This window comes from Fibrobacter sp. UWS1, assembly GCF_002300445.1.
Classification (GTDB): Bacteria; Fibrobacterota; Fibrobacteria; order Fibrobacterales; family Fibrobacteraceae; genus Hallerella; species Hallerella intestinalis.
Genome location: NZ_NSGW01000001.1, coordinates 2,224,284 through 2,249,531 on the forward strand (window position 1 = coordinate 2,224,284; position 25,248 = coordinate 2,249,531).

General features: G+C 49.5%; 21 protein-coding genes, 3 rRNA genes and 1 pseudogene. 14 read left to right on the forward strand and 11 right to left on the reverse strand.

Annotation, left to right across the window (positions count from 1 at the left end):
• Positions 1–44 precede the first annotated feature (44 nt).
• The 3 genes from folD to BGX14_RS09815 all read right to left on the reverse strand — a co-directional run bounded on the left by folD (position 45) and on the right by BGX14_RS09815 (position 2,095).
• Entirely contained in the window at positions 45–887 is an 843-nt protein-coding gene (gene folD, locus BGX14_RS09805; RefSeq protein WP_073306115.1) for a bifunctional methylenetetrahydrofolate dehydrogenase/methenyltetrahydrofolate cyclohydrolase FolD, read from the reverse strand.
• Positions 888–992: 105 nt separating this feature from the next.
• The gene (locus BGX14_RS09810; protein ID WP_095849594.1) at positions 993–1,229 is read right to left on the reverse strand and encodes a hypothetical protein; all 237 of its coding nucleotides are present in this window, start codon (positions 1,227–1,229) and stop codon (positions 993–995) included.
• Positions 1,230–1,408: 179 nt separating this feature from the next.
• Positions 1,409–2,095: a hypothetical protein gene (locus BGX14_RS09815; RefSeq protein WP_095879734.1), complete on the reverse strand. Its 687-nt coding sequence runs from the start codon at positions 2,093–2,095 to the stop codon at positions 1,409–1,411.
• 44 nt (positions 2,096–2,139) lie between these two features.
• Here BGX14_RS09815 and BGX14_RS09820 point away from each other — a divergent pair, with 44 nt between their 5' ends.
• Entirely contained in the window at positions 2,140–3,513 is a 1,374-nt protein-coding gene (locus tag BGX14_RS09820) for an FKBP-type peptidyl-prolyl cis-trans isomerase (protein ID WP_083545910.1), read from the forward strand.
• Between the two features lie 71 nt (positions 3,514–3,584).
• Here BGX14_RS09820 and BGX14_RS09825 read toward each other — a convergent pair whose 3' ends face one another.
• Both BGX14_RS09825 and BGX14_RS09830 read right to left on the reverse strand, forming a co-directional pair.
• Complete coding sequence (locus tag BGX14_RS09825; protein WP_073306112.1) at positions 3,585–4,322, reverse strand: pyridoxine 5'-phosphate synthase; 738 nt, start codon at positions 4,320–4,322, stop codon at positions 3,585–3,587.
• 8 nt (positions 4,323–4,330) lie between these two features.
• Positions 4,331–5,407, reverse strand: a complete 1,077-nt coding sequence (locus BGX14_RS09830; RefSeq protein WP_095879735.1) for a divergent polysaccharide deacetylase family protein — start codon at positions 5,405–5,407, stop codon at positions 4,331–4,333.
• A 90-nt stretch (positions 5,408–5,497) separates the two neighbouring features.
• Here BGX14_RS09830 and miaA point away from each other — a divergent pair, with 90 nt between their 5' ends.
• The 11 genes from miaA (at position 5,498) to BGX14_RS09885 (ending at position 18,532) form a co-directional block, all read left to right on the forward strand.
• A complete protein-coding gene (miaA, locus tag BGX14_RS09835; RefSeq protein ID WP_233126479.1) occupies positions 5,498–6,343 on the forward strand; it encodes a tRNA (adenosine(37)-N6)-dimethylallyltransferase MiaA in 846 nt (281 codons plus the stop codon).
• A 297-nt stretch (positions 6,344–6,640) separates the two neighbouring features.
• Positions 6,641–8,168, forward strand: a 16S ribosomal RNA gene (locus BGX14_RS09840).
• Between the two features lie 243 nt (positions 8,169–8,411).
• A 23S ribosomal RNA gene (locus tag BGX14_RS09845) occupies positions 8,412–11,346 on the forward strand.
• A 116-nt stretch (positions 11,347–11,462) separates the two neighbouring features.
• Positions 11,463–11,577: ribosomal RNA gene (gene rrf / locus BGX14_RS09850) — 5S ribosomal RNA — on the forward strand.
• The 16S, 23S and 5S rRNA genes sit together here, the layout of an rRNA operon.
• 126 nt (positions 11,578–11,703) lie before the next feature.
• Positions 11,704–13,584: an alpha-amylase/4-alpha-glucanotransferase domain-containing protein gene (locus BGX14_RS09855; protein ID WP_095879737.1), complete on the forward strand. Its 1,881-nt coding sequence runs from the start codon at positions 11,704–11,706 to the stop codon at positions 13,582–13,584.
• Positions 13,581–14,273, forward strand: a complete 693-nt coding sequence (locus BGX14_RS09860; RefSeq protein ID WP_073304873.1) for a hypothetical protein — start codon at positions 13,581–13,583, stop codon at positions 14,271–14,273. Before BGX14_RS09855 ends, BGX14_RS09860 begins: the two co-directional genes overlap by 4 nt.
• Positions 14,263–14,961, forward strand: coding sequence for a lytic transglycosylase domain-containing protein (locus tag BGX14_RS09865; RefSeq protein ID WP_073304871.1), 699 nt, complete (start codon positions 14,263–14,265; stop codon positions 14,959–14,961). The genes BGX14_RS09860 and BGX14_RS09865 overlap by 11 nt, the downstream gene beginning before the upstream one ends.
• 25 nt (positions 14,962–14,986) lie before the next feature.
• The gene (locus tag BGX14_RS09870; RefSeq protein WP_073304869.1) at positions 14,987–16,351 is read left to right on the forward strand and encodes a TolC family protein; all 1,365 of its coding nucleotides are present in this window, start codon (positions 14,987–14,989) and stop codon (positions 16,349–16,351) included.
• Between the two features lie 3 nt (positions 16,352–16,354).
• A complete protein-coding gene (locus tag BGX14_RS09875; protein ID WP_073304867.1) occupies positions 16,355–16,936 on the forward strand; it encodes a phospholipid-binding protein MlaC in 582 nt (193 codons plus the stop codon).
• Entirely contained in the window at positions 16,933–17,811 is an 879-nt protein-coding gene (locus tag BGX14_RS09880; RefSeq protein ID WP_095879738.1) for a hypothetical protein, read from the forward strand. The genes BGX14_RS09875 and BGX14_RS09880 overlap by 4 nt, the downstream gene beginning before the upstream one ends.
• A gap of 13 nt (positions 17,812–17,824) precedes the next feature.
• Positions 17,825–18,532 carry a 16S rRNA pseudouridine(516) synthase gene (locus BGX14_RS09885; protein ID WP_073304864.1) on the forward strand — a complete coding sequence of 236 codons (708 nt, stop codon included), beginning with the start codon at positions 17,825–17,827 and terminating at the stop codon, positions 18,530–18,532.
• 27 nt (positions 18,533–18,559) lie between these two features.
• On the opposite strand, the gene BGX14_RS09890 is transcribed toward BGX14_RS09885, so the two are convergent.
• Positions 18,560–18,889: an HU family DNA-binding protein gene (locus BGX14_RS09890; RefSeq protein WP_095879817.1), complete on the reverse strand. Its 330-nt coding sequence runs from the start codon at positions 18,887–18,889 to the stop codon at positions 18,560–18,562.
• 104 nt (positions 18,890–18,993) lie between these two features.
• On the opposite strand from BGX14_RS09890, the gene BGX14_RS09895 reads away from it, so the two are divergent.
• Positions 18,994–20,079, forward strand: coding sequence for a tRNA-dihydrouridine synthase (locus BGX14_RS09895; protein WP_095879739.1), 1,086 nt, complete (start codon positions 18,994–18,996; stop codon positions 20,077–20,079).
• On the opposite strand, the gene atzF is transcribed toward BGX14_RS09895, so the two are convergent.
• From atzF to BGX14_RS16300, 5 genes and pseudogenes are all read right to left on the reverse strand, one after another.
• Entirely contained in the window at positions 20,069–21,772 is a 1,704-nt protein-coding gene (atzF, locus tag BGX14_RS09900) for an allophanate hydrolase (RefSeq protein ID WP_095879740.1), read from the reverse strand. The two genes, BGX14_RS09895 and atzF, sit on opposite strands and share 11 nt — an antisense overlap.
• A 140-nt stretch (positions 21,773–21,912) precedes the next feature.
• Positions 21,913–22,908, reverse strand: coding sequence for an ROK family protein (locus BGX14_RS09905; protein ID WP_073304856.1), 996 nt, complete (start codon positions 22,906–22,908; stop codon positions 21,913–21,915).
• A gap of 121 nt (positions 22,909–23,029) precedes the next feature.
• Entirely contained in the window at positions 23,030–23,242 is a 213-nt protein-coding gene (locus BGX14_RS15310) for a hypothetical protein (RefSeq protein ID WP_143394212.1), read from the reverse strand.
• 2 nt (positions 23,243–23,244) lie between these two features.
• A complete protein-coding gene (locus tag BGX14_RS16125) occupies positions 23,245–23,871 on the reverse strand; it encodes a transposase (protein WP_158223290.1) in 627 nt (208 codons plus the stop codon).
• A 140-nt stretch (positions 23,872–24,011) separates the two neighbouring features.
• Positions 24,012–24,236 (reverse strand): annotated as a pseudogene (locus tag BGX14_RS16300) (DUF4372 domain-containing protein); the annotation flags it as partial.
• Between the two features lie 384 nt (positions 24,237–24,620).
• Between BGX14_RS16300 and BGX14_RS09920 the strand changes: the two are divergent.
• Positions 24,621–25,163 carry an ABC transporter substrate-binding protein gene (locus BGX14_RS09920; protein WP_198951185.1) on the forward strand — a complete coding sequence of 181 codons (543 nt, stop codon included), beginning with the start codon at positions 24,621–24,623 and terminating at the stop codon, positions 25,161–25,163.
• Positions 25,164–25,248: the final 85 nt, after the last annotated feature.

The window sequence follows — 25,248 nt, forward strand, 5'->3', positions numbered from 1 at the left end:
CCCTTGAAAAATGCAAGGATCGGTGAGAATGCTTTCGGCGCTTTTTACTTCAAAAAATCTTCGCCGCTTTCTACGCTGTTATAGATGAGCGTATTGATGGTCATCGGTCCGACTCCACCAGGAACTGGCGTGTAAGCACTGGCGATATCGTCGAGTCCGCTCTTTTCGATATCCCCGACTCCACCGGGATGGTAACCTGCGTCAATGACGACGGCTCCTTTTTTAATCCATGCGGTTTTGATGAATTCGGGCTTTCCGACGGCTCCGACCAGAATGTCCGCTTCGCCGACGAGTTTTTCCAGATTCTGGGTCTTGCTGTGGCAGATGGTGACCGTGCAGTTCGCGTTCAGCAGCATCATCGCCATGGGCTTTCCGAGAATTGCGCTGCGACCGACGACAACGGCGTGCTTGCCTTCCAGCGGAATGTTGTAAGCTTTGAGAATGCGCATAATTCCAGCCGGTGTTGCGCTGCCGTAGGCTTTTTCGCCCATCGACATCAGACCGAATCCGAGACAGGTGACTCCGTCCACATCCTTTCGGCGTTCAATGGCTTCAAATGCGGCGCGTTCATCGATGTGACGGGGCACGGGGTGTTGAAGCAGGATGCCGTGGATGTTCGGATTTTCATTGAGTTCCTGAATCTTGTCGAGAAGTTCTTTCGTGGTGGTCTGTTTTGGCATATGGACCGGCAGGCTTTCCATGCCGACCCGAGCACAGGCGTTTCCTTTCATTTTTACATAAGTGGCGCTGGCCGGGTCATCGCCGACGAGGATGGTTGCCAAAATGGGAGTTTTGCCCGTGCGTTCTTTGAGAGCTTCGACGCGGGCCTTGAGTTGAGCTTCGCATTCTTTGGCGAGGGCTTTTCCGTCTAGGATTTGTGCAGACATATTTTTCTCCGTTTTTTGGAAAAATAGCAAACAGGTTCGCTTTTGATAAGGCAAAAGCGTTTTCCCCCGATAAAGGAATGGCTTGTTGAAGATTTTTGGATTCTGCTAGTGGGAATCGTTGTGCATCCAGTCGGTAATTTCAGCCGCCAGAAAAAGCGTCAAAACGGCTAAAGGACGCGGGCATTGGAACATCTTCGGTTTCAAAGCATTTTCGGTCTTGTTTTGGGAAAGGGAGTTTAAAAGAATTCGGCGTGCCCGATCCTGGATGTGTTCAAATTCAAGAGGTGTTCGCGTGTAGCGTTTTGCCTCTTGCGCGGATGCAAATAGAGTCATTTTCTGCATAATGTACCCCTTTTATTCAGGACGCTTGCGCGTCTTGTTTTTACTCAATCCATCCGAAGGAAAGTTAAATTTTTTGAAACCTTTCGTAAAGGGAGAAACCGACTTTGAAAAGGGGCTTTCCTAAAAGATTGCTGTAAATCACAACGATTATTTTAGGGATGTTGATGAAAATCACGGTTTTACAGTTTTTGTTCCATGCCAAAGCGAATATTTAGGGTCAAAGACAGTGCTCCGCCTTGAATCCAGTGCTCCGATGTGGCGTCGTTGGGCTTGTACGAGTTGATGCTCAACGGCAATTGCAGCAGGTGGGCATACGAAACGGAAATCAGAACGTGATCCGAAATTTCGTAGGTATAGACAAGGGAAAGCGTGCAGCCTATGCCAAGCAGATTTTCCGTGTCTTCGTTGTCGTCGGAATCCACGTGCAGGAAGCTGATTGTCGGCGAGAATTTGCCTTCCAAGATATAACGGCGTTTGGAAATAAATTCCGGGCCGACGCTCAACAGAGACCAGATGGCTCCGTAAACGGCATCGTCTTCACCGAGAGAGGCGGGACTCACGATCACATATTGGGGAACCAGAATCATCCAAAGGGGCGCCAGATGGATTTCTCGCATTGTATTAAGATAGCGCCTGTATTTTAACGGGATTTTTTCTTTGTTGTTTTCCAGGGCTTGCGGGGTAATGACCCCGTAGAGGGACAAATTGAATCCGGTATGAAATTCTCGACCGGCAATGCCCGGCAGCCAGAACAGGGTCGGGCCAATTCCGACGTTAAAAGGAACTTCGACGTGTTGCACGGGCCGTGCTGCGTAAAGACTGGTGGCGAAAAGGGCAAAAAGTAAAACAAGTGTCCGCTTTTTCATTTTAAAGTTCCTAAATTAAAAAGACAAAAATCAAGGACTAAAATATGAAATTATGGACTTCTAGTATCTTGTCGGTTGCTGTTTTGGGAACATTTGTTGCTTGTTCTAGCACTCCGAAACCAGAAACGACTCCTGTATCTACGGCTGCGCAGGACTCTGCGGTGGTCGCTGTAAAAAAAGACACGCTGATTACGGCTAAAGATCGGTATAGTTATGCGCTTGGCATGGATATGGGGCGCGCGATTAAAAATGTGGACGCTGAAATTGATAAGGAATTGTTCCTGAAATCTTTGAGCGATCAGATGGACGGAAATCCGCTTCTGATGACCGATTCCCAGGCGGAAAAGGCTTTGCAGGAACTCGTTTTGCAAATGCAGGTGGAGCGGGAAAAGAAGGCTGCCGAAGCTGCAAAGGCGGCGCTGGATTCGCAGAACGTCTTTTTGGAAAAGAATAAGTCGGCGGAAGGGGTGATTACCACGGCCAGCGGATTGCAGTATAAATATATGGTGAAATCCATCGACTCGACGGCAAAATCCCCGGTACTAACGGATAAAGTCCGAGTCCACTATACAGGAACCCTTTTGAATGGAACCGAATTCGACAGCTCTGTAAAGCGCGGAGAACCGTTGGAATTTCCTGTTGGTGCTGTGATTCAGGGATGGCAGGAATTGCTGACTTTGATGAAACCCGGCGAAATAGTGCAGGCTTGGATTCCGAGCAATCTCGGTTATGGAACTGAAGGGGCTTCTCCGGTGATTCCGCCCAATTCGTTGTTGATTTTCCAGGTGGAGCTTTTGAATGTCGTTTCTGCGGAGTCGGCTGTGGATTCTGTCAAAGTGGCTCCTACGAAAACTCCCGAAGAACAAAAGGCAGACAGTCTCGCTGCTGTTCAGGCGGCAAAGAAAGCTCAGGCTGACAGTATTGCCGCTGCAAAACAGGCAAAGCAGGACAGCATTGCCGCCGCCAAAAAAGCCAAAGCGGACAGTATCGCTGCAGTGAAAAAGGCCAAAGCCGATAGCATCGCCGCAGTGAAGGCCGCGAAGAAAGCTAAACAAGATAGCCTTGCTGCGGTAAAGAAGGCAAAGCAGGACAGCATTGCCGCCGCTAAAAAAGCCAAGGCGGACAGTATCGCTGCAGTGAAAGCTGCAAAGAAAGCTAAACAAGATAGCCTTGCTGCGGTAAAGAAGGCCAAGCAAGACAGCATCGCAGCCGCTAAAAAAGCCAAAGCGGACAGTATCGCCGCTGCGAAGAAAGCCAAGCAAGACAGCATCGCAGCCGTAAAACAAGCGAAAGCGGATAGTATTGCCGCAGCCAAGCAAAAGACAAAAGCGGAGGCAGAGGCTGCAAAAAAAGAAGAACCGAAGCCTGCCGCAGAGCCTGCCAAAGCTCAGGAAGATTCTCTTGCCGCCAAGAAATAAGCTTTAGCATTTCAAACAAAAAACAGGCTCATGGCGAGCCTGTTTTTTTTTGTTGAAAAGAGAAACGAAAATTAATGTTCTGCAAGACGAATTGCCGCAAGCATTTCTTTGACAGCGCGATCGATTCCCACCAGAACAGACCTGCCGATGATGCTATGTCCGATGGTCAATTCTTCTATTCCATCAATACTTGAAATGTATCCTACATTCCGATAGTTCAATCCGCATCCGGCTTTCACTCGCAGTCCGTATTTGCGGGCGAGAATCGTCATGTCTTGGATGGCGGCGAATTCCCTATCCACATCAGAGGAAGAACCTAGCTCAAAAGCATTGGCGAAATGCCCCGTGTGAAATTCTACAAAATCAGCTCCGATTTTTTTGGCGGCTTTCACCTGGTCGGTATCGGGAGAAATGAACACGCTTACGGCGATATCGTTGTTTTTGAATGCAGCGACGGACTTTGCCAGTTCATCGATGTGGGCGGCGACATTCAATCCGCTTTCCATTGTAACTTCTTCGCGGTTGTCCGTTACAAGAGTTATCATATCGGGCTGTATGTCTATCGCCAGCTGCGTCATTTCTGGCGTTGGCGCGATTTCCATATTCAAGTGCGTTGTAATGATGCCACGAAGTAAACGAACGTCCCGTTCTTGGATATGGCGTCGATCCTCCCTTAAATGGGCGGTGATGCCGTGACATCCGGCGAGCTCTGCGAGAGTGGCTCCGGCTACGGGGTCGGGTTCGCGGATTTTTCTCGCTTCTCGGATGGTGGCGATGTGATCGATATTAACATTTAATTTTGCTGACATGGAACCTCTCATTCTTTTTGAAAAATATGGGATAAACTAATAAATTCCGAGCCTTGCTCCATAGCGTCGGCTTCCAGATTTTCGATGGCTTTGAATGTTTCTGCACAAAGAGGGAGCATCAGGATTGCTTTTCCAGAGCGTTGAGCCATGCGCAGGACACTTTTGATGTAATCGGAATAGTTCGTCTGATTTGGGTTGAAAGGTTTTTCTAACCTGCATTTGAGGGAAATCTCGTCGCAGACTTCTTGTGTTTTGGAGTATCTGTTGTTTGTCAGATCCATAAACCATAAGCGGTGTTCTTTGAGCGGTCGGAATATCGCGTGCAGCAAAGCTTGCTGTTCCACCGCTCGGTCTCCGAATCGGGTGGCCACTCCGATTGCGTTTGGAATTTGTTCCATGGCATCTTGGAGCATCGTCCGAATGTCGTTTTCGGAATGGTGAATATAAATAGGCTTATATTTTTGGATTTTTTGTTTGCTCTCCATCGGAAGCCAGATGACAGATTCGTAGCCGTTCAATTTTTCCAATTCATTTTTCAGTTCGGGCATTTCCGAAGGCGTAATTAGCAAAGAATAGGGGTATTTCAGCTGGTTCAAATGCGAAGAGAAAAGCTTTAGCTTGCTGTTGGTATAAAATGCGACGGCGAGACGAGAAGTGTTGTCGTAAAAGGTATCCGCCATTTGCATTTCAATATGGAAGGTGTCGCCGAAAGGGGCCACAAAATCCAACAGGACTTTAGAAGCTCTGTTCGCATGGATTTCTTCCATGGAAAGAACTTTTCCGCCGTGGCTTTCCAAGTGCTTTTGGGCGCGCAATAGATAATTGGGGTAAGATATGCCTCTGCCGACTTGCCAAATGATGCGGGAAGCGTTTTTCTTTTTAGGAACGATTTTGGATACGGGAATGGCTTCTAGCAGCTCTTGGATATAAGGGTCTGCATTTGCCTGTAAAATGGGAGCTTCTTTAATGCCGATGGCGACAAGGGTGTTTTCAAAGGCTGGTCGATTTGAAATAACAGAGAAAATCCCAACAAGAATAACGATTAGGAGGCTGATTAGAATAATAAGGGAACTTTTCTTCTTCATGTCTTTCAAAATATAACTACATTGAAATGGATGCCGATCCTCTGTGCTTTAGTTGGCGCCACTGGCGTTGGAAAAACAAAACTTTCTTTGATGTTGTCTCGGGAATTTCATGCCGAAATCATTTCGATGGATTCTCGGCAAATTTATCGAGGCTTTCGTATAGGCACGGCTCAGCCGTCTGCGGAAGAACTTCGTTTGGCAGTGCACCATCTGGTGGATTTTTTTTCGCCGACTCAAAATTTTTCTGCCGGGGAATTTGTTTGCCGCGTAAAAAAACTGTTGAATGAGAATCCCAAGACGCCTTATATCTTGGTTGGCGGAACAGGGATGTATCTTCAGGCTTTGACCGAAGGGCTTGCCGAAATCCCGCAAGTTGACGAGGACGTCCGAAAAGAATGCGAAAATTATCTTTTGAATAACGGTGTGAACGCTCTTTATGAACGGGTGAAAAAATGGGATGCGGAAACGGCGGCGTGCGTATCGCCTCAAGATCAGCAAAGACTTCTTCGGGCGTTAGAGGTTTACGTGCAGACGGGGCGTAAATTTTCGGAAATTCGGCGGGAGCGGCGAGGCGGTGTCGGAGCGGTGAAAACTTTTTGGCTGGATAGATTACGTACAACTTTGTACGAAAGAATAGATCAGCGCGTTTTGAATATGATAGAAAATGGATGGAAAGAGGAAGTGGTTTATTTATTGGAAACCGTACCGCTTTCTGCTCCTGCGTGGCAAAGTCTTGGTTATAAGGAATGGGTGGAGTGCATTCAAGGACGGCTTTCTGAACGAGAGTTGGTGGAAATCGTCCAAAAAGGCTCTAGACATTATGCAAAACGGCAAATTACCTGGTTTCGGAACCAAACTCGCGCTGAAAAAGTGGACTTGGATGCTGAACTTGAATCGAGTTTTCAGAAAATCGCACAAAAAATTGCGGATCGATAAAAGATTTTTGTTTTTATTTTGTTTATACAATGTGGATAATTTAGAGATTGAATGGTTTAGAAGGTGTTTTGAAGGATTGCAAGCGAAAAAAAAGCGTGAAAGCCGGGAAAAAATGCCCAGGACCCCTTGACGGTTCGCGAGGAATTTCTATAATTGGCGTCGTTCCGGTCGAGAAGTCCGGGACGCCCGCCCCGAAGAGGCCGGGTGCTCGTTGAAGGATTTGGAGATGTGCTTGAGTGATGCTCCGGTCAATAACATTGACGGAAAGAGAGAGCGTGCCCGGACAGACCTTATAAAACAATGAAGAGTTTGATCCTGGCTCAGAACGAACGCTGGTGGAGTGTCTTATACATGCAAGTCGAGCGAGGACGGCAGCTTGCTGCCGAGCCGAGCGGCGAATGGGTGAGTAACGCGTAAGCAACCTGCCCCGCATTCCGGAACAACCGTGCCAACGCGCGGCTAATGCCGGGAGCCGTGGCGCCCCGCATGGGGCGTTGACGAAAGATTCATCGATGCGGGATGGGCTTGCGTCCGATTAGCTAGTTGGCGGGGTGACGGCCCACCAAGGCGACGATCGGTAGCCGGCCTGAGAGGGCGATCGGCCACATTGGGACTGAGAGACGGCCCAGACTCCTACGGGAGGCAGCAGTAGGGAATATTGCGCAATGGGGGCAACCCTGACGCAGCAACTCCACGTGTGGGATGAAGCATTTCGGTGTGTAAACCACTGTCGGATGGGAATAAGGCGCCGCCACGGCGGCGTTGAATGTACCATTAGAGGAAGCACCGGCAAACTTCGTGCCAGCAGCCGCGGTAATACGAGGGGTGCGAGCGTTGTTCGGAATCACTGGGCGTAAAGGGAGCGTAGGCGGACCGCCAAGCGTTCTGTGCAATCCCGGGGCCCAACCCCGGACCCGCAGAGCGAACTGGCGGCCTTGAGTAGTCCAGAGGCCGGCGGAATTCCTGGTGTAGCGGTGGAATGCGTAGATATCAGGAAGAACACCGATGGCGAAGGCAGCCGGCTGGGGACTTACTGACGCTGAGGCTCGAAAGCGCGGGTAGCAAACAGGATTAGATACCCTGGTAGTCCGCGCGGTAAACGATGCATACTAGGCGTTCCGGGGCGACCCGGGGTGCCGCAGCCAACGCGTTAAGTATGCCGCCTGGGGAGTACGTACGCAAGTATGAAACTCAAAGGAATTGACGGGGGCCCGCACAAGCGGTGGAGCATGTGGTTTAATTCGACGCAACGCGCAGAACCTTACCAGGGTTTGACATGGAATCGCCGCGGCGAGAGATCGCCGTTTTGCAGCAATGCAACGGTTCGCACAGGTGCTGCATGGCTGTCGTCAGCTCGTGTCGTGAGATGTTGGGTTAAGTCCCGCAACGAGCGCAACCCACGTTTCCAGTTGCCGCCCGCAAGGGGGCTCTCTGGAGAGACTGCCGGGGACAACCCGGAGGAAGGTGTGGATGACGTCAAGTCCTCATGGCCCTTACATCCTGGGCCACACACGTGCTACAATGGGCGGTACAATGGGCAGCGGGGCCGCGAGGCCGAGCCAATCCCCAAAGCCGCCCTCAGTTCGGATCGGAGTCTGCAACTCGACTCCGTGAAGCTGGAATCGCTAGTAATCGTGGGTCAGCACACCACGGTGAATACGTTCCCGGGCCTTGTACACACCGCCCGTCAAGCCATGGAAGAAGGGAGTGCTCTAAGTCGCGATGCCAACCCGCAAGGGAGCCAGCGCCTAAAGCAAGACCTTTGACTGGGGCTAAGTCGTAACAAGGTAGCCGTACCGGAAGGTGCGGCTGGATTACCTCCTTTAAGGAGTAAACCGCGGTCCCGAGAGGGCCGCCACCGGCACGCCTCAACTCGGCGTCACCAAGTACATCTCTAAGTTTTTCAACGGACTTTATTTACTCAAGAAGTAAATAGCCACTTGACAGTACGGGAAGCAATTCCAGAGAATAGAAACAAGCGAGAAGCGAAGCAATTTCGAGCGAGGGCGTCGAGAAGACGGGGCCCGAGCCGCTCATGCGAGGCGAGAGCTATATCGCTGGAACGAGGAATTAAGCGAGAGAGCGCACACGGGGGATGCCTAGGCATTCGTCGGCGACGAAGGACGCGACAAGCTGCGAAAATCCGGGACGAGGCGCACGAAGCCATTGACTCCCGGGGATCCGAATGGGACAACCCGCCCGGGGCGACCCGGGCACCCCGCGGCCGAACACATAGGCCACGGGGAGCCAACCCAGCGAACCGAAACATCCAAGTAGCTGGAGGAGAAGACATCAACCGAGATTCCCCAAGTAGCGGCGAGCGAACGGGGAGGAGCCCAAACCGGGAGCGATCCCGGGGTTGTAGGACTGCCGCGTGACGCCCATCCGGGGACCGAAGCGGGCTGGAAAGCCCCCCCCAGCAGGTGACAGGCCTGTAGGGACCTGGTAGGGCGCTTGGCAGCATCCTGAGTAGGGCGGGGCACGTGAAACCCTGCCTGAAACCGGGGGGACCACCCTCCAAGGCTAAATACGAGCGAATGACCGATAGCGATGAGTACCGTGAGGGAAAGGTGAAAAGCACCCCGAGAGGGGAGTGAAACAGAGCCTGAAACCGTGTGCGCACATTCAGTCGGAGGGGGGATTCATCCTCCTGACGGCGTGCCTTTTGTTTAATGAGCCAGCGAGTTGCTCGTGTACGGCGAGGTTAAGGCCCTAAGGGCCGGAGCCGCAGCGAAAGCGAGTCTTAACAGGGCGTCCAGTCGTACGCGGCAGACACGAAGCCTTAGTGATCTACCCATGGCCAGGCTGAAGCGGGGGTAACACCCCGTGGAGGGCCGTACCGATATACATTAAAACGTGTTCGGATGAGCTGTGGGTGGGGGTGAAAGGCCAATCAAACTGGGCGATAGCTTGTTCTCTCCGAAACATATTTAGGTATGGCGTCGCGACAGGCCGCCGGGGGTAGAGCACTGGATGGACTAGGGGGCACACCCGCTTACCAAACCCAACCAAACTCCGAATACCGGCGCACCGATTCGCGGCAGACAGCCCGCGGGTGATAAGATCCGCGGACGAAAGGGAAACAACCCTGACCACCGACTAAGCGTCCCCAAGTACGCGCTGAGTGGGAAAGGATGTGGGACTGCTCAGACAGCCAGGAGGTTAGCTTAGAAGCAGCTATCCTTTAAAGAAAGCGTAATAGCTCACTGGTCGAGCGGTCCCGCGCCCAAAATTATCGGGACTAAGCGCGTCACCGAAGTCGTGGGCTCCGCAAGGAGCGGTAGGAGAGCGTTCCGCAGGCCTGGGAAGGCGGGTGGCGATGCCCGCTGGAGGTACCGGAAACGAGAATGCTGGCATGAGTATGCGAAAACGCGGGTGGAAAGCCCGCGCACCGAAAATCCAAGGTTTCCCGGGTAAAGTTAATCTTCCCGGGGTCAGCCGGGACCTAAGACGAGGCCGAGAGGCGTAGCCGATGGAGACGGGGTCAAGAGTCCCCGGCCTCCCTCGAGGCGATACGACCGACGGGGCGACGCATCGGGCAGGATCGAGCGGCAGATGGACGCCGCGGAAGGAGCGCAAGGCGGAGGGGCGGCAAATCCCCCCTCCACATGCCCCAGACTCCGGACCGGGGGAGGGCTTCGGCCCGAGCCCGAGAGATCCCAGCCGGTGCCGGGAAAACCCCCTAAGGGAGCCGAGAGGGAGCCCGTACCGTAAACCGACACAGGTGGATGGGGCGAGAAGCCCAAGGTGCTTGAGACAACCCAGGAGAAGGAACTCGGCAAATTAACCCCGTAACTTCGGGATAAGGGGAGCCCCCTTCCGTGACCCCGCGCAGGGCGAGCGGAGGGAGGCCGCAGAGAAATGGCAGAAGCGACTGTTTACCAAAAACACAGGGCCATGCGAACCAGCAATGGGCAGTATATGGTCTGACACGTGCCCGGTGCCGGAAGGTTAACGGGAGGCGTCATCCGCGAGGAGAAGCGCTGAACCGAAGCCCCGGTAAACGGCGGCCGTAACTATAACGGTCCTAAGGTAGCGAAATTCCTTGTCGGGTAAGTTCCGACCTGCACGAATCGTGTAACGACTTCTGCACTGTCTCCTCCTGAGACTCAGCGAAATTGCAGTGCCGGTGAAGATGCCGGCATCCCGCACCTGGACGGAAAGACCCCATGAACCTTCACTGAATTTTGACATTGGTTTTAGGCCTTGGATGTGTAGGATAGGTGGGAGGCTTTGATGGCGGGGCGCCAGCCCTTCCGGAGCCGCCCTTGAAATACCACCCTTGCAAGGCTTGAGGCCTAACCCGCGCCCCTGACCGGGGCGGGGGACCGTGTCTGATGGTCAGTTTGACTGGGGCGGTCGCCTCCCAAAAGGTAACGGAGGCATCCAATGGTTCCCTCAGCGCGGTCGGTAATCGCGCGCAGAGCATAAAGGCAAAAGGGAGCCTGACTGCGAGGCGGACACGCCGGGCAGGTACGAAAGTAGGGCTTAGTGATCCCGCGGTACAGCGTGGAACGGCCGTTGCTCAATGGATAAAAGGTACTCTGGGGATAACAGGCTGATCTCCCCCAAGCGTTCATAGCGACGGGGAGGTTTGGCACCTCGATGTCGGCTCGTCGCATCCTGGGGCTGGAGAAGGTCCCAAGGGTTTGGCTGTTCGCCAATTAAAGCGGCACGCGAGCTGGGTTCAAAACGTCGTGAGACAGTTTGGTCCCTATCCGGTGTGGGCGTACGAGACTTGAGGGAGCCTGTCCTTAGTACGAGAGGACCGGGACGGACGCACCTCTGGTGTACCGGCTGTCGCGCCAGCGGCACCGCCGGGTAGCCATGTGCGGATCGGAGAAACGCTGAAAGCATCTAAGCGTGAAGCCGTTCCCAAGATAGGGTCTCGCGGGGGCAACCCCCTGAAGGGCCGTCATAGACGATGACGTCGATAGGTCGCAGGTGTAAGCGCGGCGACGCGTTGAGCCGAGCGATACTAATAGCCCGTGAGGCTTTTCCTTTTTTTTCGGCGATGTGGCTTTGCCGCGCGTGGGCGGCTTGGTCCCTGCAGGCGCCCGTTCGGAGCTTCGCGCCCCGCACTTTCCTTTTCTGGGATCCCGTACTGAGAGTTTTCAATTTCGGCGGTCATCGACGGTGGGTCATACCCGTTCCCATTCCGAACACGGAAGTCAAGCCACCTGTCGCCGATGGTACCTGGCCTTCGGGCCCGGGAGAGTAGGTCGCCGCCGGATCCACGGGCCCCTGCGCATCCGCGCGGGGGCCCTCCTTGTTTTAAACGCCCGGGACGGACGCCGTCCGGGACCTCCTGCGCGGGATACGCCCTCCCTGTCCCCGCTCCCTTGTGCTATTTTTTAAACATGACTCCTGCGAAACTTTCCATCCTGCTTTCTGTGACGGAGCCTTTCTCTCTGGAAGAATCGGCTTTCGACGAACAGTTTTCACAAATAGCACGAGAGATTAGAGCCCTTTTAGAAACGAATAAAATAAAATTCTCCCTTTATCTATCGGGGAGAGTTGCGGAGGTCTGGAACAGGCGGAACATTGCCGATGTCGTGTATATGCGCCAAGCGATTCGGGATGGAAAGCTGGAAATTTTAGGCGGCAGCTTTTTTGATTCCATGCTGCCTCTTTTCCCTGCTGGCTTGCAGAACTTGCAGTTGCAAATGCACTCGGCTCTGATGGAAAGAATTTTCCAGGTTGAACCTATCGGTTATTTCAATTCTTCGATGGCTTGGGAAATTGGTCTGACAGAAGTTTTAGCAAAGCAGAATTTACGCTATACTCTTGTTTCGGAAAAAAGTTTGCAGGAATGTATAGGACTTGCGACCCGCGTTACGGGCTGGTTTACATCGGAATTCGGGGATTCCGTCATGCAGCTTTTTCCTGTTGCAGAAGATTTAAGCCAGGCGTTGTTGCTGGACTCTGCTCTTTTGCAGGCAAAATTGGAATCTCTGATAAAAAATAAGGATCCTTGGATTGCAATAGAATCAGTGCCGGTCAGCGATACCGAATCGATTCGTCTTTTTTTTGAGAGATTGCAATCTAATTTGCTGAATTTTCCCTTCCAGTTATGGCCGATATTCCATTGGCTGGACGAACCTTCCGAAGGAAAAGTCAATTTAATGAGCGCAGTGGGAAACCATCTTGGCCTTCCTGTCGGTGCGCAAAGCTGCCGGGAATTGCTCCTGCGCCGTCCAGAAGCGGATTTGATGCACAAATCGTTGCTGATTGCCAATTCTCATGCGGAATCGCTCTTGCAGGGCAAGGATTTACATGGCGTGCAGACGAAATTGCTTCCGCTGATGTCGCCGGTCTATTATGCGGATCTTTATGACAATAAGGGTGTACGGAGTCCATTGGTCCGTTGGAAGGGGCATCGGATGATTGTAGAAGTGGAGGAAGAGATTGAAAAATTTTCAAAGATGGAAGGGCGTCGAGTCGAAGTCTCCGATTTTTTGAAAACCGGCAGCCGTCAAATTTTAGTGAACAATGCAAACCTGCAATTTCTTTTGGAGCAGGGCAGCGGAGCATCCCTTCGTTCCTTAATTTATAAACCGGCACGGGTGAATTGGGTCAGTGCATTTCAGCAAAATGGAGATGTGCCTCGCGCCTTTGTCGATCATTTGCTTTCGCCGTCTTTATCGGATGCTATGCAAATAGAGGCCGCTTTAAACGATGGACTGGGAGCTCTGAACGCTCCTTATGAATATCGGATTGAGCGAAAGGACAATGCTTTGGGCATTTGGTTGCGCTCGGAACAGATTGTCGATTTGAACGGGCAAAATCATGTGACGCATATTGACAAGGATATTTCTTTGGGCAAGTCGGATTCGCAGTTGGATTTTTCTTATTCGATAGCGAACGGGACCTTTGCCGATTTGGACGGCTATTTTGGTACGGAATTAAATCTTGGGGTGCGGAAATTTGAACAGGGTCGAGCGTATAAATTAAAAATAGACGGGAGAAGTATTGACCCCGATATTCCGCTGCCGTGTATTTTCCCGGAAGTTTCAGAAATTTTGATTAAAGACGGCCTTTTGTCTCAGGCGTGCCGCATTTCTTTTTCACAGCCGGCCAAGGTCCTATTAAGCTGGATTATGGGTTCGCACGATACTGCGGCTCCGACGATTGTGCAGGGGGTTCGCATATTCTTTTTTTGGAATCTGAAATTATCTTCGGTGACGGAGGAACGTTTCAAGATTACCATGAATTTTTCGAAACGGGGCTTTTTTAGATGAATGCGGAACAGATAGATTTATTCATCGAAGAAATAAAAGACGGCCTGTATCTTCGCATTTGTGGGACGTTTGGCTTTACCCAGTTGGCATCGTTGCGCGAAAAAGTGACCGGCTTGTTAAATAAACCGGGCAAAATTTTTTTCCTGGATATTGATAAAGCTCGTTTTTGCGATGAAGAATACCAGTCCCTGTTTCTGTTTTTTTTGGAAAAGGCGAAGCAAAATGGGACGGAATTGGTTCTTGTTTTTTCTGGCGAAGAGAACAAAGCTTTTTTCAGCAGTTACGCCCATATATTTACGATAACGCAGAATTGGAAAAATTTTAGGCAGTCGGGAATTTTTGCCACGCTAAAAAAAATGGGAGTGTCTTATAGTCGGCAGACGGGAATCCGTTTAAGTCCGCTGATCGCCTTGCTTTTGATAGGAATTTTGGTGGGGCATTTTTTTGCGCTGTATGGGATTATTCGAAATCAAAACAGGGAACTTCGGCTTCGGGAAGAACGTTTGTTAGAAATGGACAAAGAAGCGCAAAGTATGCAGAACGAATTGGATTATCTGCAATCGGTCATAGGCCCGTTAAAAAATTTGGGCTTGATTGTGGATTCCACGACTTCTAAAAAAACAGAAATCCGGGTGCGGAACTGGACCAAATATCTGGATCGCCTGGAGGATCGGCGGCGTGAAAAGTAGTTTCCGCCTGTCTTCCCTATTCGCCTTTTCCGCTTTGGCTTTGCTTTGCGCCTTCCTTTTGGCTTTTGTCGGTTTTTGGGCGTATAATTCTACGCAGCTGAAAAAGGTTGCGGTACAAGAATCGCAAATCGGCAAGGAAATTTCAGAACTTGCCAAATACCAGAATTGGACGTTGGATTATGTCAGGATTTATTTGGCTTTGGGGATTCTTTCAAAAAACAAGATGCCTCCGGAACAGAAAATCCAGTTGAGCGATGAAATTTGGATGATTTCAAGAAATTATGGATTTGACCCGCTGTTGATTCCGGCGATTGTGTATCAGGAAAGCCGGGGAAATCCGAATGCGAAAGGCCGGTTTCGTAGCGGAGCGGAATCGGGAGCTTATGGCTTGATGCAGCTCAAGCTTCCGACTGCTCAAGCAATTGGAAAACGTTTTGGAATCGAAATTGAAAATGCAGAAGATTTGATGCACCCCGAAATAAGCGTTGTTATTGGGAGTGCTTATCTGATGCGGCTGGTCGGTAGATATGGGGATTTGAAAAAAGCCATTATTGCTTATAATATTGGACAGGGCGGTGTGGATACGAAAATTCGTTCCCGTTCCCCGATTCCCACGAATTATTACGAAGAGGTTTTGGCTAAATATCGGAAATTGAAGCGGCTTATCTACGAACAAATCGGAGAATGACTCTAGGATTTCTAAATTTTGCAAAATGATTTTTAAAGTTCTTCCATTGTTGCTTATTGCGGTCGCTTTCTCGACAGAAGTGCGGTATGACTGCGAAGGCTTTGTGGAAAGGGGACTTTTAAAAGACCCGCTGTTGGCGGAATCCCGTTTTTCGACGGAAGCGAAGAAAAATAAAATTCAGGAAATCAAAGCTTCGGCAATTCTCAGCAAATTTGAAGTTTCCATGATGGTGGGGCCGGCTCCCGGTTTAAAAGACGATGTGGACGACTGGGGAGATACCGTGGACACTTGGGACTTCACCAAAATGGGACCGTTTTTCGGCACGGAAATAAAAGCGATTCAGCCATTAAATTACGGCCAGTATAAAGCGGGAAAAAAGGCTGCGGAAGCGGATTTGCGGCAGCAGGAGATGAACGTCGTTTCCAAGGAGCATGAAAAGAGTGTCGAGTTGCAAACGTACTATTACAATTATTTGTTGGCGTTGGAGATGAATCGATTGGTGGAAGACGCTCAAAAACAAATGGATCGCGCCGAAGAAAAATTGGAAGAAGCTTTGGACAACGACGAACCGAATGTCTCTCAAACGGATTTGCTGAAAATCAAGGCGGGACGCCATACGTTGGACGAAGCGGTGATCGATGCGCAAAATGGAATGACTCGCGTGCAGCTGGCGATTCGGTTCTCGCTTGGACTGGATTCGACGGAGGTCTTTGTGGCGATGGATTCTTCGCTTGTAGAGAGGGCGGAATATTTTCCGACTCTTGAAGAGGCGAAAGACATGACGATTCAGCACAATCCCGAATTGAAGCGCCTGGTCGCCGGTTTGGAAGCTCGGACTCACCAGCTGGATCTCGCTTCGGCAAAGCTCGGCCCGCAGTTTTTTATCATGGGCGAATTTTCGTATGTCAAATCTTGGGCGGGAAATCGGACTGCGGTACAGAAAAATGCCTTTGCTCAGGATGCGGTGAACAGTATTTCGGGGGCAGTCGGTTTTGGGGTCCGTTACAATTTGAATTTGTGGAACAGTTGGAGTTCTTATGTTTCTGCTCGAACCGAACTTCGCGGACTGAAACTAAAACAAAATTATGCGAAGGATGGTGTTTTGCTGCAAATGGAAGAACAGTATGTGCAAACCCAAGGAGCCAAGAAAAAGTTGGAAAGTCTGCGTTCTAGTTTGCGTGCGAGCGAATCGATTTTGAAAAGTGCCGCCATGAAATACGATTTGGATCCTTCAAATGCGGGAGAACTGGTTTCTGCCTACAAAGACAATCTCCAGTTGAAAAAGTCTTATTACTATGCGGTCTGCAAATACAACATTGCTTTTGCGGAACTTATCCGTCGGATGGGACTATCCCTGTCCGAATACCATAAACTCTATCCGGGGAATTGATGTATGAAAATTCAAACTCTTCTTGTCGCCGTTTTTCTTCCGTTTGCTGTTGCCTTTGCGGCAGATCCTGTGACGGCGATTTCTAAAAATGACAAGGAATTGCAAGTCTTGCTGAAAAAACAGAGCCTTTCCAAAAAGGACAAGGAAAAGGTCAAGGGATTGTTGAGCGATGTGTTCAATTTCAATCTTCTGGCCGAAAAATCGTTGCCGAAAGAAACTTGGAACGGTCTTGATGAGGCGGCGAAAAAACAGTTTGCCTCGGAATTTCAGAGGATGGTTCGCAATTCCAGCGCAAAACGTTTGGAAATGTACCGCACGGATAGCACGGTTTACGAAGCTCCGAAAATGAAAAAGAACAACACCGAAGCGAATGTGACGGCTCATCTTTGGTATCGGGGCAAGGAATCGGTTCTTGTTTATAAAATGAACCTGGTGGGCGACGTGTGGATGGCTTGGGATTTGGTCATCGACGACCTTTCGACGGCGAGAAATTACAAGGAACAGTTTTCCACGATTTTGAAAACTAAGACATTTGCCGAACTTCTTGAAATAGTCAAAAAGAAAGCCGACGAAAACGAAGAATGATTTTTGATGCGTTTGTCATACTGACGACGATTCTTTTGGGCGGACTGTTGCTGTTTCCGGTAAAAGTCCGCTTTTTGTTTGCGGGCAAAAGGAACGAAGGAAAATTTGAAGTTCGCCTTTTTCGCAAAAAAATTTATGCTTTCGGTTCGGAAAAGATTTCCGAGGAAGATGCCGACTCGGATTTGAAATTGCCGGAGGATTTCGAAGAGCTGGCCAGCAAAAAGGACGATTTCGATTCCGAAAATCCATGGAAGGAATCCCTGTCGGAAGAAAAGACAACGCGTCCGCTTGATGCCGGTGAAAATTGCAGCCCGCCTTCTTTTGAAAAGAAGAGCGATTCGGCTGCTGAAAAAAATACTTCAGCGACAAAAAAAAAGGTAGATAAAGAGAAAAAAACGAAAAGAAGAAAAGCCAAAAAAGAAAATTCGGATCGAGAATTTTTGACCTTGATTGTCGAACCGGTTTTTGAAAAGAAAATTCTAAAAGGCGTTTTTCGTTTGGGCCGGTCGTTTTTTCGTTTATTTCATTGCCGCTTTGAGCCGACTGTTGTGGAGGGAATCCGTTGGAATGAGGACTATGAACGAATGGGCTATGTGGTCGGTGGATTGAATGCGATGAGTGGAATTGTCCCGTTTTTTGAAAATTGGATTTTTCTTGCGGATTGGACGGGCGAAAAGCCTTTGAGGATTGAAGGCGGATTTGTAGCCTCTTTTTCAATTGCTAGAATTTTGGGATTTATTTTTATCAGTGCTAAAACGATTGCGGAATTGACGGTGTATTATTTTTGGAATCGACGGCGATATCGAAAAAATCCGGATAGCGTTCGGCTCGTGTTCTGGCGGCGTTGGATTGTTCGTTTTTTATCTTCCCCTTAAATAGAGAATTTGTATGCAAAAATTAACCGTAGAAAGATTGCTGTCCCGCTTGGGATTTGGAACCCGGAAAAATTGTAGGGCACTGGTGCGCTCTGGATTGGTTGCCATCGCCGGAAGAACTATCGAAGATCCATTTGAAGAGTTGGAAAAGAAACCGGAAATCCTCGAGGTCAATGGTGAAGAGGTTTCGACCGCGGAAGAACTGTATTTGATGATGAATAAACCTTGCGGATATGAATGCAGCCATCAACCAAGAGACCATGAATCCGTATTTGACTTGCTTCCTCCCCGATGGATTGAAATGGGTTTGAATTGTGTTGGGCGTTTGGATGCGGACACTCACGGTCTTCTTTTGCTTTCAAATCAGGGGCAGTTTATCCATCGGGTGGAAAGTCCGAAAAAAGGAATGCTCAAAACTTATGAAGCGCGGCTGGCCCGTCCGATTACCGAGGCGCAAGTTCGGATTTTGAAAGAAGGCGTATTGTTGAAAGGAGAAAAGAAGCCTTTCATTGCTCGGAAATTGGAAAAAATTTCTGATACACTCGTGCGCATTTCGATTGCAGAGGGCGTGTATCACGAAGTGCGCCGGATGTTTGCCGCCGTGTCAAATCACGTGGAAGAGCTTCAGCGGATTTCGATTGGGGCCTTGCTCTTGGACTCTTCGCTTGAAAAAGGCGCATGGCGAAACTTGACTCCGGAAGAAGTCGCCCTGTTTATTTAAAACGATAGCTCGCCGATTGTCTTGGTGTCAGACTGTTTTTGCTGTGGAAACTTTTTCTGTTTGAAGTTCCACTGAACGTGCGATAGCCGCTTTGAGTTCCGCGGAAAATTTAAATGTCGGTATGGTTCTGGATTTTAAAAATACCGGTTCGCCCGTTCGAGGGTTGCGCACAGGACGTGCTTTCCGAACTTTATTGGCAAACGTGCCAAATCCACGGATTTCAATGGAATTTCCCTCGACGAGGGATTCTCCCACGAAATCCAGGAATTGTTCCACAACAACACGCACTTTGTTTTTGACAATGCCTGTGGATCGGCTTACCGATTGAATTAAATCTTGTTTTGTTCTATTCGTCACGTTCAAAATATAAGAACCTATGGCCGAAAAAATTACATTTGCTGCGAGATAAATTCTTTTTTTGTCTTGTAATTGTTGGCTATTTCGTGGATAAATGTGAAGAAATGTTGAAAAATAAATTTCAGTTTGCCGGAGTCGGCGTTTCTCCCTGTACGGTGCTTTCTCCTATGGCCGGCGTGACCGACGCTCCTTTTCGCCGATTATGTCGGATTTTGTCCGGAAATCGAATGGGACTTCTGGTTTCGGAATTTGTATCGACAGATGGAACTTCGCCGTTTGTTTTGAAAAATCGCAAACAGCTCCATTTTTACCCGGAAGAACGCCCCTTTGGAATTCAAATTTTTGGCCGGGATCCGGAGCGGATGGCTTATGCGGCTCAAGTTCTTGAATCTTTGCGGCCCGATTACATTGAAGTCAATGCGGGCTGTCCTGTTCCAAAAGTCGCTGGAAAAGGCGGAGGCGCGGGGCTTTTAAAGGACTTGCCGCGACTGGCCAAAATTCTTTCGGAAGTCAAAAAGGCGATAGCGATTCCGATGACGCTCAAATGTCGTGTCGGCTGGGATGAAAATTCCATCAATGTCATGGAAACTTTGAAAATTGCAGAAGCGGAAGGGGCTGATATGCTGACGGTCCATGGCAGAACACGAGTGCAGGGGTATAACGGTTTTGCGGACTGGAACTTGATTGGCGAAGTTGCTGCTGCGGCAAGGATTCCTGTGGTCGGCAACGGCGATGTTTCCAGCGTTCAATCCGCTCTTGAAAAATTGGAAAAATATGCGATTAGCGGAGTTTCCATTGGACGAGGAGCTTTGCACAATCCGTGGCTTTTTGGTGAAATTGCGGACGCATTAGAAGGCAAACCTGCGCGGGATGTGTCCGCACAAGAAGCTTGTGGTATTTTCAAAATTTATTACGAATTGATGGCGGAAGGATGCGAATCTTCGCCTTTTGGAATGCTTGGGCGATTGAAACAGCTGGCGGCCAGACTATGCAAGGGCTTTGAACCGGACTCGTCGGAATTTCGGCAGCGGGTATTGACAAGCCAGAGCTTAGAAGAGCTTTTTGAAAATGCGGACAGGTTTGCAGAATTTGCGCAAAGCAACGGAATACGCTTTAATCCTTCGCGCTTGGTTAATTTGAACGGTCGCAAGGAAAATTCGGTTTCGTTTGACAGGCAATTCAAAGGCTGAGGAAATACTTTCGCCAGTCGCCAAATTCGGAAATATTCTTGCCGATTTTTTGCACTATTGGTTCTCCTAAAAATCCGGAAACTTCCGTTCCGTTTTCCAAGCGGATTTTCCCGATGCTGAGTGGCGCGGGGATCTGGGAAATAAATTTTCCGAATTCTTCCGCTGGGAGCGCGTAGAGCTCTACATGGAAGGAACTTCCGCCTTTTTCCGCACGGACGAGTGCTGGTTTGGGAATGTTCCCAGGAAGGGCGAACATGGTGTATTCCGCAGCAGTTTTTTGGGTCCCTAGAAATTCGGCGTCTTCGAGTTCCCCATGAAGAGGCATTCCCTGTAGATGCGCTCCGCAAACGGCAATCGCCATTTTGGGCGCTAGGAACGAACGGAGCTTTTCTGCGGCGGAGAAAAGGACATTTTCCGCGAAGGCTTTACCGACGAGAGTGACACCGAATGGCAACTTCCCCGCAAATCCCACAGGAATGGCTAGCGCCGAAAAGTCGAGGAGATTCATGTAGTTTGTATAGTATCCGAGATTCGAGTTGAGGCGGATCGGATCGGCTTCGACTTCGGCTGTCTTGTAGCAGGTGCCGACGGTTGGCGTTATAAGAAAATCGACTTGATCCATCTCCCGGTCGGCAAGAGCTTTTGCGTGGCGCAGTTTGTGAAATGCGTCGAAGATTTGCGACGGATGCGGCGTTGATGGAGGAATAATAATTTTGCGTGTCACGGGATGAATTTGTGCGGAATGCTCTTCGATGAATTTTCCGACAGCGGAATGCCGTTCAAAAACCCAAGGTCCTTCGTACAAGAGTCGAGCCGCTTCGAGAAAAGGTTTAAAATGGATTCGTCGCATTTTTCCGCCGGCTTTTTCCGCAGCTGTGATGGAGTCTTCGAAGAGCTTCCGATAATTTTCGTTTCCAAAAAAATTAAGTTCCGATTCTTCGGGAACGCCGAACGCCCAATTTTCCGGAAGATGCGCCAAGTTTTCAGGAGCTTTTCGCGAATAATCGTCGTCTTCGTCATAGCCTTTTGCAATTTCGAGAAGCCGCTTTGCATCGCTTAAATTGAGCGCAAAGAGAGAAACGCAGTCAAGACTTCGGCATGCGGGGACGACTCCTTTTGTGCTTAAAAGTCCACAAGTCGGTTTCACGCCATAAAGATTGTTGAATGCCGCAGGGACGCGCCCGGAACCTGCCGTGTCCGTTCCGAGGGAAAAAGAGCAAAGTCCATAGGCGAGTGCTGCTGCGGACCCGCTGCTAGATCCTCCAGAAATGTATTCGGGAGCGAATCGGTTGGGGATTGCGCCGTAGGGAGTACGCACTCCGACAAGACCTGTGGCGAATTGATCCATATTTGTCTTGCCGAGGGGAATGGCTCCTGCGCGAATGAGCTTGCCCACGACGGTTGCGGAACGGTTTGGGGTGTAGGCGAATGCTGGGCAGCCGGCTGTCGTTTCGCAGTTTTCGAGGTCGATGTTGTCCTTGATGGCGAAGGGAATTCCGTAGAGCGGAAGATCGCGGGGAGATTTCAAATGCAGGTTTTTCAGATAGCGGGAAAGGGATTCGTCGGAAGTATGCGAAATCCAAATGGAAGCCGGCGCTTCAGCGATTTTTTTCTTTAATTCGGTTATAACTTTTTCGGGAGTCGTGGATCCATCGCGATAGGCAGAAAGCAATGAGCGGATGTCGAGTTTCATTAGGAACCTCTTGACTTTATAAAAACCTTTTATAAAGTAGTTTTGCGGAGAGAAAAAATAAAGAGAAATGCAAAAAAAAATCGATCCAAAAATGTGAATCGATTTTCAAATTCGTTCAAAAATGTTGAAACAAGCCCCGATCAGATTTTTAAAAGCCTTTGAATGGATAGTTGCGCAATTCCGGCAAAGTATTCTTCTTGCGTATTCGGCTGGATGAGGAGCTTGGGCAATTTTGATTTAGCGAATCGCATTTGTAAACGTTTTTCAAAGTTCAGCTTTTTTAGATCTTCCGAGAGGCTGCCGGTGAGAAGAATGACTGCGGGGTCGAAGAAGACGATTGTCGCTTGGACGACTTGCAAGATGCCGGGCAGTGCTCGCTTTGCGTTGTCGAAAAATCGCCGCTGGCTCCCTTTGGGAAAGGGGAAGGGGAAATAGGAAAGTTCGCCGGAAAGACTCGAATGTCCGCGGACGATATTCCCATCGACGAGAAATCCTCCGGCAGGCGGGTTGCCTTTTGGAAAAAAGAGAATGGCTATGTCTTTTTCGTTTTGGTTTACGCGCGAGTAGCCTAGTGCGATGGAATTCATGTCGTTTTCGACGAAGACGGGAATTTTGAGCGCGCTTTCTAATTCGCTTTGGACTGCGCGCCCGTCTAATTCGGGGAAATCGCTAAAGGCGACGATTCCTTCGTGGACGCAGCCTTGAACGCCGAGGGTGACGAGTCGGATAGCCGGATTCTTTTTCAAAATTCCCATTGCCATTTTTTTCAAGGTGGGAAGATTCACTTGGCGGACGAGGGAGGAACCTTGGCTGTGCGTTTTTTCAGCGACATCGACAACTCTGTAGTAGATTTTTTCCGTACCATTCTCGGAAATGGCGAGAAGGCTGAGAAATTGCGTTTTCTCGGCGCAGTAGCGGTAAGCTTGTGCCGGGCGCCCGCCATTGGAGAATCGCAGGTTTTCCGCTACAGCGTCTCCGGATTTGGCCATTTCGTTTAGCAGGTTTCCGCAAGTGGCGACTGTCAATCCCGTGTGTTTGGCGATTTCGGGTTTTGTCGCAGAACCGAGCGCAATGAGTGCCCGTTTGATTTGCAAAATGTTTTGCTGTTTGATTTTTATAATGGAATTGGAGGACATCTTGGTTAAAAGATAAATTCAAATTATTGTTATCCGCTAAACTTTAATTCATGAATTCATAATCCCCAAAACGTCCCGTTTTCAAGGAAAACGGGACTTGTTTCAAAATACGAGCCCCCCCTCAGTTCAGTTGGGACAGGAATGACTGCTGTGATTGCGGTGGAGCGAGTCCACCGACGTATGCATCCCTTACAGCCTTTATTGGAGATTCCAGGAGTTTGTACAGGTCTACGTAGTAGGTTGCACACTGGCGTATCAGCAGAACCGTGCTGGAGAAACTCAGCTTCCTTTTTGTCTGCGCACGAACAATGGCTGTCAGCAGGTTAGCTATCATTACTATCCAGATCTGTATCCGGATCGCATTCTCGCTGTCTCCGTAAAAGAAATGAAGCGGAAATTCTGCTTGAGACTGCGGTAGAAGGTTTCTATCTGCCAGCGTCTTCGATAAATTTCGACTATTTCCTTGGCAGGAAGTTCATTGTTGTTCGTAAGCAGCCGCCATGTCTTTCCCGTCTCCTCGACATAATGTTCGACTATGCGGGCCCTGTGAACTCGCTCCTTCTTGCGGGAGACAAAATGAAATTGGACATTCTCGTCCCGAAGTATGTTGTCTGAAACGGGGTTGTCCGACACATGGTCGTACTTGAGGTTCTTCTTCATCCTGGTCACGTAGGTCGTTTTCTTTTTGGAGAAGCTCTCGAACAACTTGTAGTCGATGTATGCCCTGTCTATAGCAAGAAATGATTCCGAGGGAAGCTTGACTTTCTTGAGTTCAGTGCTGTCATGTTTCGCTGCCGGGTCACGATGACGAACTCCGGCGCTCCAGACGAATCCTTCATCACGGTGTGCGCCTTGACTCCGCCCTTCTTCTTGCCCAGCTTCGGGTTCCTGCCGGCACCCTTCATCACGTCGGTGAAGAGGGAGACAGTCGTCGAGTCCATGACATAAAGCCTTTTGGACCAAAAATAGTCCCGGCTGTCCGCTAAACAGTGCTCGTACTTCTTGTGCAACTCATGGTAGAGCCGTTCAAATATCGCGGCCGGTCTCCGTCCGTTCGCGTCAGCGAATGTGCTTCTTTTGGGGATCTCCGTAAGTCCGGCGTGGACTAGTCGTCTCGATTCCGCTTCGAGCCCCAGCAAGATTTGATTGATGGACTTGTACTGCTCCATGACGGAAAACAAGAGCACAAGCAAATGCTGGTACGCATCGAACTTCTTGACATAGCGTTCCCCGCCGTTCTGTCTAGATAGGGACAGGACAAGGTTCTTGGGAATAAGCTTCATTATCTGGGAAAATACCGGCTGTCCGCTAAAGTTGCTATCTTTCATACTGCTTTTGGTTCCTTTTATTTGTGGTTATTTAAAACGATACCAAAAGTGACGGCTCTCGATTATCGGGAACCGTCTTTTTTTATAACTTTTCTACGAAATTGATTAACTTTTAGCGGACACTATTAAATTCAAATTTTAACGTAATGAGAAAAATCTTTATAAAAATGTTTTACAAAGTATGCTTGATTTCTGGGAAAACGACGAAAAGGGCTAAAATGTTTTTTCTCTCTACAAATCTGTCAGGACTTTATAAAAAGTTTTTATAAAGTCGGAGTGAAAAAAAAATAAAAAGCGGCGAAATTCGTTGAAAAAACGGAAACTTTTCGATTTTGGCATTGCTTTTGCTTTGTGGACTGCAGAAACTCTTCACGCGAGGTACTTATGAAAATGCCAAAAATCCTTCTTGCCGCGGCCATGGGTCTTGCGGCGACACTTTACGCTGAAAAGCCGGTCTTGAAAATTGCTTATAGCGATTGGCCTGGCTGGACTGCTTGGGAAATTGCCGACAAAAAGGGATTTTTCAAGAAGCACGACGTGAATGTAAAACTCGAGTGGTTCGAATATGGGCCGTCTATGGATGCCTTTGCCGCGAAGAAAGTCGATGCTGTTGGAGTGGCGAATGGCGATGCGATGGTCTTGAATGCAACGGGTGCACGGAACGTGACGATTTTGATAAATGACTATAGTAACGGAAATGATAAAATTGTTGGAGCTCCGGGAATTTCTTCCATCAAGGATTTAAAAGGGAAGAAAGTCGGCGTGGAAATCGGTTGCCTTTCCCATGCACTTCTCATCAACGCCCTTTTGAAGAATGGTCTCAAGGAATCGGACGTGACTCTGGTGAACATGCCGACCCACCAGCGCTCCAAACTTTGGAAAGTGGCGAAGTCTCGGCAGTTGTTGCCTGGGTTCCGCATTCCGTAAACGCACTTGAGAAGGTGACGGGTTCCAAGGAGCTTTACACGAGTGCTGACGAACCGGGCATCATCTATGATGTCTTGGCCGTTTC

What these genes read in the sequence shown, in the direction of transcription:
- folD (WP_073306115.1), bottom strand. Translation starts at nt 887, where the DNA reads ATGTCTGCACAAATCCTAGACGGAAAAGCCCTCGCCAAAGAATGCGAA.
- BGX14_RS09810 (WP_095849594.1), bottom strand. Translation starts at nt 1,229, where the DNA reads ATGCAGAAAATGACTCTATTTGCATCCGCGCAAGAGGCAAAACGCTAC.
- BGX14_RS09815 (WP_095879734.1), bottom strand. Translation starts at nt 2,095, where the DNA reads ATGAAAAAGCGGACACTTGTTTTACTTTTTGCCCTTTTCGCCACCAGT.
- BGX14_RS09820 (WP_083545910.1), top strand. Translation starts at nt 2,140, where the DNA reads ATGAAATTATGGACTTCTAGTATCTTGTCGGTTGCTGTTTTGGGAACA.
- BGX14_RS09825 (WP_073306112.1), bottom strand. Translation starts at nt 4,322, where the DNA reads ATGTCAGCAAAATTAAATGTTAATATCGATCACATCGCCACCATCCGA.
- BGX14_RS09830 (WP_095879735.1), bottom strand. Translation starts at nt 5,407, where the DNA reads ATGAAGAAGAAAAGTTCCCTTATTATTCTAATCAGCCTCCTAATCGTT.
- miaA (WP_233126479.1), top strand. Translation starts at nt 5,498, where the DNA reads ATGTTGTCTCGGGAATTTCATGCCGAAATCATTTCGATGGATTCTCGG.
- BGX14_RS09855 (WP_095879737.1), top strand. Translation starts at nt 11,704, where the DNA reads ATGACTCCTGCGAAACTTTCCATCCTGCTTTCTGTGACGGAGCCTTTC.
- BGX14_RS09860 (WP_073304873.1), top strand. Translation starts at nt 13,581, where the DNA reads ATGAATGCGGAACAGATAGATTTATTCATCGAAGAAATAAAAGACGGC.
- BGX14_RS09870 (WP_073304869.1), top strand. Translation starts at nt 14,987, where the DNA reads ATGATTTTTAAAGTTCTTCCATTGTTGCTTATTGCGGTCGCTTTCTCG.
- BGX14_RS09875 (WP_073304867.1), top strand. Translation starts at nt 16,355, where the DNA reads ATGAAAATTCAAACTCTTCTTGTCGCCGTTTTTCTTCCGTTTGCTGTT.
- BGX14_RS09880 (WP_095879738.1), top strand. Translation starts at nt 16,933, where the DNA reads ATGATTTTTGATGCGTTTGTCATACTGACGACGATTCTTTTGGGCGGA.
- BGX14_RS09885 (WP_073304864.1), top strand. Translation starts at nt 17,825, where the DNA reads ATGCAAAAATTAACCGTAGAAAGATTGCTGTCCCGCTTGGGATTTGGA.
- BGX14_RS09895 (WP_095879739.1), top strand. Translation starts at nt 18,994, where the DNA reads ATGTTGAAAAATAAATTTCAGTTTGCCGGAGTCGGCGTTTCTCCCTGT.
- atzF (WP_095879740.1), bottom strand. Translation starts at nt 21,772, where the DNA reads ATGAAACTCGACATCCGCTCATTGCTTTCTGCCTATCGCGATGGATCC.
- BGX14_RS09905 (WP_073304856.1), bottom strand. Translation starts at nt 22,908, where the DNA reads ATGTCCTCCAATTCCATTATAAAAATCAAACAGCAAAACATTTTGCAA.
- BGX14_RS15310 (WP_143394212.1), bottom strand. Translation starts at nt 23,242, where the DNA reads ATGATAGCTAACCTGCTGACAGCCATTGTTCGTGCGCAGACAAAAAGG.
- BGX14_RS09920 (WP_198951185.1), top strand. Translation starts at nt 24,621, where the DNA reads ATGAAAATGCCAAAAATCCTTCTTGCCGCGGCCATGGGTCTTGCGGCG.